Source organism: Flagellimonas abyssi (assembly GCF_019457905.1).
GTDB classification, from domain to species: Bacteria; Bacteroidota; Bacteroidia; order Flavobacteriales; family Flavobacteriaceae; genus Flagellimonas; species Flagellimonas abyssi.
Genome location: NZ_JAHZSV010000037.1, coordinates 33,043 through 44,882, shown reverse-complemented (window position 1 = coordinate 44,882; position 11,840 = coordinate 33,043). Strand labels below are relative to the sequence as shown.

11 protein-coding genes are annotated in these 11,840 nt (G+C 44.3%); 3 read left to right on the top strand and 8 right to left on the bottom strand.

Features of this window, described 5'->3' with window-relative positions; translation table 11 throughout:
• Positions 1-1,120: 1,120 nt before the first annotated feature.
• The 5 genes from K1F36_RS17765 to K1F36_RS17745 all read right to left on the bottom strand — a co-directional run bounded on the left by K1F36_RS17765 (position 1,121) and on the right by K1F36_RS17745 (position 5,638).
• Positions 1,121-1,420 carry a GIY-YIG nuclease family protein gene (locus K1F36_RS17765; protein ID WP_220114975.1) on the bottom strand — a complete coding sequence of 100 codons (300 nt, stop codon included), beginning with the start codon at positions 1,418-1,420 and terminating at the stop codon, positions 1,121-1,123.
• Between the two features lie 536 nt (positions 1,421-1,956).
• A complete protein-coding gene (hemL, locus tag K1F36_RS17760) occupies positions 1,957-3,234 on the bottom strand; it encodes a glutamate-1-semialdehyde 2,1-aminomutase (protein ID WP_220114974.1) in 1,278 nt (425 codons plus the stop codon).
• A 314-nt stretch (positions 3,235-3,548) separates the two neighbouring features.
• Complete coding sequence (locus K1F36_RS17755; RefSeq protein WP_220114973.1) at positions 3,549-4,397, bottom strand: glucosaminidase domain-containing protein; 849 nt, start codon at positions 4,395-4,397, stop codon at positions 3,549-3,551.
• The gene (locus tag K1F36_RS17750; RefSeq protein ID WP_220114979.1) at positions 4,394-5,272 is read right to left on the bottom strand and encodes a 1-aminocyclopropane-1-carboxylate deaminase/D-cysteine desulfhydrase; all 879 of its coding nucleotides are present in this window, start codon (positions 5,270-5,272) and stop codon (positions 4,394-4,396) included. Before K1F36_RS17750 ends, K1F36_RS17755 begins: the two co-directional genes overlap by 4 nt.
• Positions 5,273-5,308: 36 nt before the next feature.
• Complete coding sequence (locus K1F36_RS17745) at positions 5,309-5,638, bottom strand: hypothetical protein (RefSeq protein ID WP_220114972.1); 330 nt, start codon at positions 5,636-5,638, stop codon at positions 5,309-5,311.
• A 175-nt stretch (positions 5,639-5,813) separates the two neighbouring features.
• On the opposite strand from K1F36_RS17745, the gene K1F36_RS17740 reads away from it, so the two are divergent.
• From K1F36_RS17740 to K1F36_RS17730, 3 genes are all read left to right on the top strand, one after another.
• Positions 5,814-5,975 (top strand): DUF5522 domain-containing protein, encoded by a 162-nt coding sequence (locus tag K1F36_RS17740; RefSeq protein ID WP_220114971.1) that lies wholly within the window; start codon positions 5,814-5,816, stop codon positions 5,973-5,975.
• Positions 5,976-6,037: 62 nt separating this feature from the next.
• On the top strand, positions 6,038-6,607 hold the full coding sequence (locus K1F36_RS17735) for a DUF4136 domain-containing protein (protein ID WP_220114970.1): 570 nt from the start codon (positions 6,038-6,040) through the stop codon (positions 6,605-6,607).
• Positions 6,608-6,710: 103 nt separating this feature from the next.
• A complete protein-coding gene (locus tag K1F36_RS17730; protein ID WP_220114969.1) occupies positions 6,711-8,462 on the top strand; it encodes an aromatic amino acid hydroxylase in 1,752 nt (583 codons plus the stop codon).
• On the opposite strand, the gene K1F36_RS17725 is transcribed toward K1F36_RS17730, so the two are convergent.
• From K1F36_RS17725 to K1F36_RS17715, 3 genes are read right to left on the bottom strand one after another with little or no spacing between them, the layout of a single operon-like run.
• Entirely contained in the window at positions 8,459-10,141 is a 1,683-nt protein-coding gene (locus K1F36_RS17725; RefSeq protein ID WP_220114968.1) for a M1 family aminopeptidase, read from the bottom strand. The genes K1F36_RS17730 and K1F36_RS17725 overlap by 4 nt on opposite strands.
• Before the next feature lie 55 nt (positions 10,142-10,196).
• Positions 10,197-10,811 carry a DUF4230 domain-containing protein gene (locus K1F36_RS17720; protein WP_220114967.1) on the bottom strand — a complete coding sequence of 205 codons (615 nt, stop codon included), beginning with the start codon at positions 10,809-10,811 and terminating at the stop codon, positions 10,197-10,199.
• Positions 10,812-11,771 carry a GSCFA domain-containing protein gene (locus K1F36_RS17715; RefSeq protein ID WP_220114966.1) on the bottom strand — a complete coding sequence of 320 codons (960 nt, stop codon included), beginning with the start codon at positions 11,769-11,771 and terminating at the stop codon, positions 10,812-10,814. It abuts the gene before it with no gap.
• Between the last annotated feature and the right edge of the window lie 69 nt (positions 11,772-11,840).

Sequence of the window (11,840 nt, the reverse complement as noted above, 5' to 3'; positions counted from 1 at the left end):
CTGAAATCTTAGAAGTAGATGTTTGTGAATTGTTGGTGTCTACAAAATCATAACACAAATATCATTTCGAACGAATGGGTGAAATCTCAAATACGAATAGATTTCTCAGTCGCTACGCTTCTTCGAAATGACAACCCCAATGTCATTTCGAACGTACGTGAGAAATCCCAGAAGGCAACCAGATTTCTCAATCGTCGCTTCTCTCCTCATTTCGAAATGACCCATTAAAACATTTTCTCCACCGCTTCAATCTTACTATCACCACAATGTCATTTCGAACCGACTGGAAGGAGTGTGAGAAATCTCAAATACGAATAGATTTCTCAGTCGCTACGCTTCTTCGAAATGACAACCCCAATGTCATTTCGAACGTACGTGAGAATTCCCAGAAGGCAACCAGATTTCTCAATCGTCGCTACTCTCCTCATTTCGAAATGACCCATTAAAACATTTTCTCCACCGCTTCAATCTTACTATCACCACAATGTCATTTCGAACCGACTGGAAGGAGTGTGAGAAATCTCAAATACGAATAGATTTCTCAGTCGCTTCGCTCCTTCGAAATGACACACTGCACAAACTGTCATTTCGAACCGACTGGAAGGAGTGTGAGACATCTCAAATACGAATAGATTTCTCAGTCGCTCCGCTTCTTCGAAATGACAACCCCAATGTCATATCGAACCGACTGGAAGGAGTGTGAGACATCTCAAATACGAATAGATTTCTCAGTCGCTTCGCTCCTTCGACATGACACACTGCACAAACTGTCAATTCGACCGAATGGGAGAAATCTCATTCTCAATCAGATTTCTCAGTCGCTCCGCTTCTTCGAAATGACAACCCCAATGTCATTTCGAACCGACTGGAAGGAGCGTGAGAAATCTCAGAAGGCAACCAGATTTCTCAATCGTCGTTTCTCTCCTCATTTCGAAATGACCCATTAAAACATTTTCTCCAGCGCGTCATTTCGACCGAATGGGAAAAATCTCATTCTCAAACAGATTTCTCAGTCGCTTCGCTCCTTCGAAATGACACACTGCACAAACTGTCATTTCGAACCGACTGAAAGAAGTGTGAGAAATCTAGATTTCTCAGTCGCTCCGCTTCTTCGAAATGACTAAACAACTTGTTGATTCAAAAACTCCCAATTCGGATTAAATGAAGAAATCAATCTATCCTTCTTTTCTCTTCGCCATTTCTTTAACTCCTTTTCTCTAGCAATGGCGGATTCAATAGAATCAAATGTTTCATAGTACACCAAATAGTAACAGTTATACTTCCCTGCAAAGGACTTCTTGGCATTTTCGCTATCAAAGTAATGTTGTGAAAGTCTTTTTTGAATGTTGTTGGTCACGCCAATATAGAGCACTGTCTTCTTTTCATTGGTGGTAACGTACACGTAGTAGGGTGAAAGCATTTTTAAAGATATTCCTTTTTAGGAAATAGATTTCTCAGTTGCTGCACTTCTTCGAAATGACAACCCCAATGTCATTTCGAAGAGACTGGAAGGAGCGTGAGAAATCCCAGAAGGCGACCAGATTTCTCAATCGTCGTTTCTCTCCTCATTTCGAAATGACCTATTAAAACATTTTCGTCACCGTGTCATTTCGACCGAATGGGAGAAATCTCATTCTCAATCAGATTTCTCGGTCGCTGCGCTTCTTCGAAATGACAACCCCAATGTCATTTCGAAGAGACTGGAAGGAGCGTGAGAAATCCCAGAAGGCGACCAGATTTCTCAATCGTCGTTTCTCTCCTCATTTCGAAATGACCTATTAAAACATTTTCGTCACCGTGTCATTTCGACCGAATGGGAGAAATCTCATTCTCAATCAGATTTCTCGGTCGCTGCGCTTCTTCGAAATGACAACCCCAATGTCATTTCGAACGTAGGTGAGAAATCCCAGAAGGCGACCAGATTTCTCAGTCGCTCCGCTTCTTCGAAATGACAAATCAAAATACCTTCGCCACCGCCTCAATCGTCCTATCCAAATCAGCATAGCTGAGGGCATCGTTTAAAAAGTAGCTTTCAAAAGCGGAGGGCGGCAAATACACCCCGTTCTCCAACATCCCGTGGAAATATTTTTTAAAGATATCGTTGTTGCCTTTTGCTGAGCTGGCAAAATCCACCACCGGCTCTTCCGTAAAATGTACGGAGATCATGCTGCCATACCGGTTAATCTGGTGGATCACGCCTTTTTTGGTGAGTACCATGGCTATGCCTTTGTGGAGATACTCCGTTTTTTCGGCCAAACTGGTGAAAATTTCAGGTTGGTCGTTCAGGGCAGTGAGCATGGCCAGTCCGGCACTCATCGCCAAGGGGTTTCCGCTCAAGGTGCCCGCTTGGTACACGGGGCCTTCGGGCGCCAAATGTGACATGATCTCGGCCCGGGCTGCAAACGCACCTACGGGCAGTCCGCCCCCGATCACTTTTCCGAACATCACAATATCGGCATCAATGCCCAAGGCTTCCTGTGCACCGCCTTTTCCCAAACGAAAACCTGTCATTACCTCATCAAACAACAACAAAATACCTTCTTGAGTGCAGATGTCGCGCAAGCCTTGTATAAATTCATCCTTGGGGATAATGCAACCCATGTTCCCCGCTACGGGTTCCAAAATAATGGCGGCAATCTCACCTTTATTGGCCTCCACCAAGGCTTTTACCCCATCCAAATCGTTGTAATCGGCCAACAGCGTATCCTTGGCCGTGCCCTGCGTTACCCCGGGGCTGTTGGGGCTACCAAAAGTAACGGCACCACTCCCCGCTTGTATCAAAAAGGAGTCGGAGTGGCCGTGATAGCAACCTGCAAATTTGATGATCTTTTCCTTGCCCGTGTACCCGCGCGCGAGACGCACCGCACTCATACAGGCTTCGGTCCCACTGTTCACAAAACGGATTTTGTCAATGTTCGGCACCATCGACACCGCCAGTTTGGCGATTTCGGTCTCAATTTCGGTAGGAGTTCCAAAGGAAGTTCCTTTTTTGGCTTTCTCGATTACGGCATTGATCACGGGTTCGTACGCATGGCCCAAAATAAGCGGCCCCCACGAAGCAATGTAGTCGATAAGTTGGTTGCCGTCCTCATCGTACAGGTAGGCGCCTTTCGCCTCCTTGATAAAAATAGGGTCGCCCCCTACCGCTTTAAATGCACGTACTGGGGAATTTACCCCTCCGGGAATGTATTTTTTGGCCTCTGCGAACAGGGCGCTGCTTCGTTGGTAGATCATAATTATATCTTGTAATTCCCGTGCGGACGGGAATCTATTTTAGTATATTTTGTTCAGCGCCCTTCGACTCCGCTCAGGGCACAAATCCTATGTCAGTTCGAGCGCAGTCGAGAACGGCATCATCACATCTCACCTGCTTGCCTGCGGCAGGCAGGCGCTCGATGTGACAAACGAAATCGTATTCGACTTGCGCTACGCAAAGGTAATGAGGATAAAACTTTTTGTGAAATGGATTTTGTCCAGCACCCTTAGACTCCCTAGCTGCGGCAGGCAGGCGCTCGATGTCACAACACGGAAAACCATCAACAGAAAAACTATTGTGAAACCCTTATGTTGAGCACTTGCCCTATGGAAATGATGTTATCGTTCAGATTATTCAGGCGGCGAAGCTCGTCCACCGAAATATCGTAACGTCTGGATATGCCATAGAGCGTATCGCCTTTTTCTACGGTATGGGTGAACACATCGTACTTTTTGGGTTGGCGTACCGGGGACAGACCGGTATCCACCACCGCTTCGTCATACTCGTGAAGGTTGTAACGCTCGATAATGGCAATCAATTTTTCCGGGTATTTTCGGTCGGTGGCGTAGCCTGCCTGTCGCAGACCGTGGGCCCATTTTTTATAGTCGTCCCGACGGTAATTGAACAAAAAGGCATATCGCGAACGGGTGGATAAAAATATACTGTGGTCCCGAAAGGAGTACATTGGGTGATTGTATTTTCTAAAACATTCGCCTTTTGCATCGTCATCATGAAAATCGAATTCACCCTGCCAACCAGTGTGGCATTTAATCCCAAAGTGGTTGTTCGTTTTTAAGGTAAGCTCACCGCGACCGGAGCCACTTTCCAAAATGCCCTGCGCCAAAGTGATACTGGCGGGAATGCCAAAGGCACGCATTTCGTACTGGGCAATCTCGGCAAAATTGTCAATATAGTCCTCGGTATCCGATATGGGGAAACGTTCAAATCGTCCGGTATCTTCGGGCATGGGGAACAGGTCACGGGCCTCTTCGGTATCCAAATCGTTTGTGGTCCTCGTGGTCGGTTTTTCCGTCCGCACCACAACAGGAGCCCCTTTTTTATGAGTCGACCTTCTCTTTTTGGCACCACAACCAGAAAGTAAAAGTGCCACAATCAATACATATCCTATTCGCTTGATCATACGTCCAATAACGGTAATTTTTTCTTTTTCAACACCCGGTTCATGCCCTCGATTCCCTGCAATCCCCCGGTATGGATGGCCAAAATCCGGGTTCCGGATACAAACACATCCCTTTTTACAAGGTCAAAAATACCAAAAAGCATCTTTCCCGTGTAAATGGGGTCCAGGGGTATCCCTGTTTTACTTTTAAAGAGGTTGATGAATTCAATCAACTGTTGGTCTACTTTGGCGTAACCCCCAAAATGATAGTCGGTTACCAGTCGCCAACGGTCGGTATGGGCAAATGTACGAATCTCTTCGTTTAAAAAATCGCCCTTTAACGCAGGGAACCCCCAAACCGTTTGATGGGGCTGTGCGGCATTGATCAATCCTGCTACCGTTCCGCCGGTTCCGGCTGCGCAACAAATGTTGTCGAATTGGGCATCTTCTTCGGTCAAAATTTCCGAACAGCCCTTAACGGCCAATGCATTGGTTCCGCCTTCGGGCAAAATGTAGATATCACCGTAGGTTCCTTTTAATTTTTGAAGAAATGATGCTTCATTTTTGAGACGATAATCGGTTCGGGACACAAAATGGAACTGCATACCGTGCTCATAGGCCAGTTTCAGGGTGGGATTGTTTTGCCATTTATCCTGCAGTTCCTCGCCACGAATCACCCCGATTGTTTTTAACCCTTGTTCATATCCCGCATAGGCCGTGGCCGCAATATGGTTGGAGAATGCCCCACCAAAGGTGAGCAATGTTTGTTTACCCGCTTTTTTGGCTTCAAGCAGGTTGTATTTGAGTTTTCTGTATTTGTTCCCCGATATATATGGATGGATGGTATCCTCTCTTTTTAAATAAAGATCGATGCCCTTTTCGTGCAGAAGGGGCATATCGATATGCTCATTGGGTATGTTCAATTCAGAAAATTAACGGGTCAAGTATTGCAAAAATCCGAAAAATCTACGTTTGGAAAGATACTCCATATCCCTTTCATTGGCGTAGGCCTCACGTTCAAAACTGATGTTCTGGTAAGCTCGGTAACTGTCCCTATAAAGTACCGTACGGAACAACCATTCCGAAATGTAGAGGATGTAAAACGGCAAGATCAGCAGTTCGCGCTGTTGCTTCAGGTGGATGCGTTCATGGTTGATGAGCACCTCATCGGTCTTTAGGGAATCTTCCTTTAAGATGATGAAGGGCCATAGGGAGAGCCCCACATAATTTTTATAGAAGAAATGTTTAAAGACTAGTATCAAATTGATAAATGGTTAGGTTATCACTACAAATATAACAGCAAAAAGCAGCGAAAATTTGACGCAATACAAAATAAGATTAACATTTTCGGTGAACAACCTTGTTTGGAAAAGGTTAAAACCTTCGTCTTTTTCCCATGAAACCCTTAAATTTAAGTAGCAAAATGAGTTGCCGTACATGAAAGAACACATTCCCTTGGAAGAGGGTGATTATTACCTATCGGAACAAGGATATCGGGTTTTTACGGAGAAATACCATTTAAAACGCGGTTATTGCTGCGAAAGTGGTTGCCGCCATTGCCCGTACGGGTTTGACCGCAACACCAACAAAAGGAATTAAAATACGTTCGGCACAATATTTGTGACCTTTATATTAAATCTCAAGAATTTAAAAAAAGTACTATGAAAAGTTTAAAACATCTCGCACTGATTGCCTTTTCCTTTGGGCTTTTGGCTTCCTGTACTTCCGTACGCGTAGTTTCCGATTACGACCAAAAAGCCAACTTTAATACCTATAAAAGCTATGCTTTTTACAAAACAGGTATAGACAAGGCTCAAATCTCGGATTTGGACAAGAAACGAATTTTAAGGGCCATTGAGGCCGAATTGAGTTCCCGAGGATTCGTAAAATCCGACAACCCGGATGTACTCATCAGCATTTTTACCAAAGAGCGCGAGCGCGTGGATGTGTACAACAACTACGGCTGGGGCTGGGGCGGTTTTTATAGCCCATGGGCCTGGGGTCCCGGTTGGGGCTGGGGCTGGGGCGGCAACAATGTGAGCACCCGCACTGAAGGTTCCCTGTACATCGATGTTATCGATGCCGAAAAAAAAGAATTGGTTTGGCAAGGTAGAGGTGTAGGCACCTTGAACAACACCGCCAATATTGAGAAAAAGGAGCAGCGCATCAAAGAATTTGTTGCACAAATCCTAGAGGAGTATCCACCACAAATGACCGTAGCCTCCAATTAAACATACAGACCGCCCAATGGGCGGTCTTTTTTTGCCCTTAACTTTCCTTAAGATAATTTCCATTCCCTATTTCGTATCTTTAATTCGCACAAAAATTGAACGTATGAGCTACGAATCCAATCCTATTCTTGATAAATTGCCCAAGCACCTCAAGCAATTCATAAAACCACAGAATTATGAAGAGTACACCGCCATTAACCAAGCGGTTTGGCGTTATGTAATGCGCAAGAATGTGGATTACCTCAGCCAAGCGGCCCATACCTCCTATGTGGACGGACTTAAAAAAACAGGGATTTCCATTGACCATATCCCCAATATGTACGGGATGAACCGCATCCTTAAAGAAATTGGTTGGGCGGCTGTTGCCGTGGATGGCTTTATTCCGCCCTCTGCTTTTATGGAATTCCAAGCGTACAATGTGCTCGTCATCGCATCGGACATTCGTCAGCTTGAAAATATTGAATACACTCCCGCCCCCGATATTATCCATGAAGGGGCTGGACACGCTCCCATTATCGCCAATCCGGAATATGCAGAATACCTGCGCAGGTTCGGGGAAATTGGTTGCAAGGCCATTTCCAGTGCCAAGGATTACGAATTGTACAATGCGGTACGCCATCTTTCTATTATCAAGGAAGCGAACGGCACACCTCAAAATGAAATCGAGGAGGCCGAAAAACACATTGAACAACTTCAACAAAACATGGGCGAACCCAGTGAGATGGCATTGATACGTAACTTACATTGGTGGACGGTGGAATATGGTTTGATAGGCACTGTGGACAACCCAAAAATTTATGGTGCGGGACTGCTTTCGTCCATTGGGGAAAGTGCGTGGTGCATGACGGACAAAGTGAAAAAGATTCCGTACTCCATTGAGGCGGCACGCACTGAATTTGATATTACCAAACCGCAACCACAGCTTTTTGTAACGCCTGATTTTGCCTTTTTGAGTCAAGTATTGGAAGATTTTGCGAACACCATGGCGGTACGAAAGGGCGGGCTTTCAGGCATCAAGAAATTGATAGGGTCCAAAGCATTGGGGACTATCGAATTGAGCACGGGACTACAAATTTCGGGAGAGTTCAGCAATGTGATCGAGAACGAAGGCAAGCCCATTTATATTCAGACTACTGGAGGAACGGCATTGGCCTACCGTGAAAAAGAATTGGTGGGCCATAGCATCGCCCATCATTCAGAAGGTTTTGGTTCACCCATCGGAAAATTAAAAGGTATCAACATTGCCATCGAAGATATGGGACCACGTGATTTGAAAGCCTATAAAATTTATGAAGGAGAACAAATTGCCCTGGAGTTCGAGGGCGGCATCAAAGTGGAGGGAACCATAATTACGGGCACCAGAAATTTGATGGGAAAAATCATTTTGATCACATTTGAGAATTGCACGGTTACACACCATGATAAAACTTTGTTCCGACCCGAATGGGGATTGTACCATATGGCAATCGGGCAAAACATTGTTTCCGCCTACAACGGACCCGCAGACTTAAACAGCTTTGACTTGATCACGCATCAGATTACGGACAGCACCATTAAATCCAAAAAAGATGAAAAACGGTTGCAATTGGAACAATTCTACGAGCAAATAAGACATTTTAGGGAAGGGAAAAATACCACGGTTTCCCGTAACAAAGTGTTCCAAGCCCTTAAAAAGAATCATCCTAAAGACTGGTTATTGTCCGTAGAACTTTATGAACTGGCCAAACAGGACAATAATGAGGAGTTCCAACAAGAAATTTTGAACCACTTGGAGCACATCAAAAGGGACAATCCCAAAGTAGGACATTTAATTGATGACGGCTTGCAATTGGTGGATGCCACATTGGTAAACTAAAAACCGAGTTTTTCAATGTTCTCCGTAGTGTGTTTCAATTGGGGCACCTCTCCTTTTTTGGTAGGATAGTAGGAAACCCTGATTTCCTCTCCATCTCTTTTTAGACCAAGTTCTACTTCGTGCTCAACATTGCCTTGCCATATACTTCGCGAAAACACCTCGTCCCCTTGGCGGACACCAGCTTCCCATGCTTTACTGTCCTCTACAACGGATGCAATACCTTTTCTACCCTCAGTAAATTCAAAACCAAGCTCGTAAACATCGCTTTCAGGGCTGTATTCCAACCCGAGTTCATTAAATAGCGCCACCAAATCCACTTTTTGACCTTCTTCAATATTTTCTTGGAAGACCGCATCAAAATCACCGTCCCAATACGTCTTCATCAAGCCGGTAAAGTAATCATGGGTCAGTTTTTGTCCCTTCTCTGTTGCATCGTCATAAATTTGATGCATCACATCATCCAAGCTTTTAGTTCCGTTACTTGCCCTTTGAATCTTCTGATCTAGGTAGAAGGCAAAAATTGCGCCGCGCCAATATGGTAATTTGGAAAATTCGTAATTGCTCCAAAAATTATCATAGTTGATTTCGGAATTCGGGACTTCTCCAACCGATGATGCGTAAAGGTCGCGGATGGTCCGGTTCAATTCATCTATATAAAAGGTACCACCCAACCCATTGATGTTGTTCTTGGCTATGTTTTTAAAAGTATAATATTCGGTAAACCCTTCGCTGAACCAATATTGCTCTTCTTCGTTATCGTTTTTTATGGTGTGCCCAATCCAATTGTGCATCAGTTCGTGATTGAAGAGGTATACCATTTGACCGATATCGGTTTGATCGTTATTGGAGACCGAGGTCGCAAACGAATTGGTCAATCCCGTGCCTTGGAAACTGCTACCATTCTCTTGCGGAAAAGGCTGCATGGTCACCGTAAAATATTCTTGGGAGTGATCGTTCCAAAAATTGCGTTGGTACGTAAGGGTCTCTTCCAAAACCTTAAAAACTTCCTCGTCCTTGAACGGAATCCATTCGCCACGGGTGGCCAAACTGATTTTGTTCCCCTGTATTTCTCCATTGAAGACCCTAAAATCTCCCCCCACAAATATGGCATTGCTGAAAAGACCCACATCTTGATCCTTCAATAATTGGATTTTTTCTTTGCTACCAAAACTGTTATGAATGGTGTATTCTTCTGGAAGAGAGGTCCAATCCAGAAGAATGTCCTCGCTTTCCCCTGCATTTTCTGGAATCATGAACATGTTATGGGAAAATGCATGAAAATAAGTTTTGTTGATGATGGGGCGGTAAATTTTGCTGGTTGAAACATCTCCCTCGAAATCCTGTTTCAAGAAATATTCAAACTCCAATTCCTCGACATCCTTGGGATGCATCAGAACTATGCGGCTACTATCTGCGTCCTTTTCAACGGCTCCCTCCACATTCAGCAGTTGCATTTTTCCCAACGCTTTGTGAAGACCTTCCTGACCCCATGCCTCATTGGGAAAGGACAGTGTTGTGGTGCCATTGGGACTGGCCTTCAAGGTCATTTTAATTTTGAGCTGTGGAACGCTATCGACCATCACGGCAGAAATTTCATAGCTGATATCGGATTCGGGGCGTTGCTGGCAGGAAAATAGAAAAGTGGCTAAAAGGGCGGTCAGTAGTACTCTTTTAAACATGGTATTGATTGATTGATGTACTATATAGACGCATCAAAATGGAAAATGTGACAGCTTAATCCAAAAAAGTTTTCAACTGTTCCGAATTTTCCACGGGGACATTTTCATAAACCAATGTCCAGCCCATGGTATTGGTGAGCACCAAAATTCGGGAAAGCTCGCTCACCAAACGGTTTTCTGCATTGGAACGTAAAGATGATGCTTCTATTTTCTTCATCAAAGAAGCGTTTACATTTCTTTTGATGGCATTGTAGTCCCCTGCATTGAAGGGATTCAAATAATCCGCGGTAACATCATAATATTCAAAATCGGGACTGATCTTGATTTCAGGTTCCGGAATTTGGGTAATGGTCAAGACCTTGTTCCCTTCGTTCACATCATAATCGATTTTGGAAAGGTCGTAAGCAATGGTCACGTCGGCATTGACCACCACCAGTGCCTTTTTATGGGCCGTGACCAAAGGTCCGAAGAGTTCTTTGGAATCCTTATAATTGTACACCTCCGCAAAATGCCCTTCGGTGACCACTAATTTGGATACGTTGCGTAGTTCTTGCTGAATCAGCATTGAACTTTCTTCTAAAATTGATTTTTGTTCACGGTCATCTGCGCAGGATTTGTAGATCAAAACCGACGCCAACGCTATTACCGCTCCAACTAATACTCTCTTCATTTATTCAAATTTCATAAAAGGAAACCTTTCTTGAAGATACGTAATTTTTGCGCGGAGCGATGTTTTGAACTTTTGATGGCCTTCGGAATCGGGGTTGAACGGGCGGTGCCGCAATCCTTTTTGAATGGCATCCACTTCATCCATTACAGCGGAAGCATTTTCCGAAATCCAAACGGATTTGAAGCGTTCCCAAATGTAATCGATGGCCAATGGGTTCGGGTGTACCATATCTTTCCCGTAAAAGCGATAATCGCGCAGCTCGTCCATCATAATTTCGTACGAAGGGAAATATGCAAGTTCTCTCGACTGCGCTCGAGATGACAAAACGGAATGTATCGCAGTGATTAAATGCGCCTTGCTCCATTGATTTTCCACAAAACCGTCTTTTAAATGGCGAACGGGCGAAATGGTGAAAATGATTTGCGTATTGGGATTCACTTTTTGAATCAAGGCCATCACATTTTGAAGACTCGCTTCAATTTCGGTAGGGCTCAATAGTTTTTTTGTGAATTGCTTCTGCGGAACCTTATGGCAATTGGCCACAGTTTTCCCTGATGAATTATCCTCGTAAACCCAAGCCGTTCCCAAGGTGATGATGATATGGGAAGATGCTTCTAGATTGGTCTTGGTTTCTTTCAACCTTTGGTTGAGAAGATGCAAAAGTTTCTCTGAGGATCCTGAACGCAAGTCGGAATGCGCATCAAAACAGTGCCAAATTCCATCCTGCTCAAAAATCTCTTCTTGCCGATAGGTTTTCCCTTCAATGGCTCGTTGTACCAAATTTTCAATGGCCAAGGGATGGAACAATATCCCAAAGGGATTTTGGAATTTTTGGAACTGAAAATAATCCAGCTTCGAGCCTATATTTTCCACAAAACAAGACCCCAAAAGCACCAACTTACTTTGATAATCGATGGAATTATCGCTGGTCGTTAAAGGTATCTTGGTTTGTAGTTCCATTTTATTTGCCAGAAAATTCAGTTCGAGCGCAGTCGAGAACGACATAGCATCACATCTCGACTGCGCTCG

Coding starts and splice junctions, on each gene's coding strand:
- K1F36_RS17765 (WP_220114975.1), bottom strand. CDS start 1,420: ATGCTTTCACCCTACTACGTGTACGTTACCACCAATGAAAAGAAGACA.
- hemL (WP_220114974.1), bottom strand. CDS start 3,234: ATGATCTACCAACGAAGCAGCGCCCTGTTCGCAGAGGCCAAAAAATAC.
- K1F36_RS17755 (WP_220114973.1), bottom strand. CDS start 4,397: ATGATCAAGCGAATAGGATATGTATTGATTGTGGCACTTTTACTTTCT.
- K1F36_RS17750 (WP_220114979.1), bottom strand. CDS start 5,272: ATGCCCCTTCTGCACGAAAAGGGCATCGATCTTTATTTAAAAAGAGAG.
- K1F36_RS17740 (WP_220114971.1), top strand. CDS start 5,814: ATGAAAGAACACATTCCCTTGGAAGAGGGTGATTATTACCTATCGGAA.
- K1F36_RS17735 (WP_220114970.1), top strand. CDS start 6,038: ATGAAAAGTTTAAAACATCTCGCACTGATTGCCTTTTCCTTTGGGCTT.
- K1F36_RS17730 (WP_220114969.1), top strand. CDS start 6,711: ATGAGCTACGAATCCAATCCTATTCTTGATAAATTGCCCAAGCACCTC.
- K1F36_RS17725 (WP_220114968.1), bottom strand. CDS start 10,141: ATGTTTAAAAGAGTACTACTGACCGCCCTTTTAGCCACTTTTCTATTT.
- K1F36_RS17720 (WP_220114967.1), bottom strand. CDS start 10,811: ATGAAGAGAGTATTAGTTGGAGCGGTAATAGCGTTGGCGTCGGTTTTG.
- K1F36_RS17715 (WP_220114966.1), bottom strand. CDS start 11,771: ATGGAACTACAAACCAAGATACCTTTAACGACCAGCGATAATTCCATC.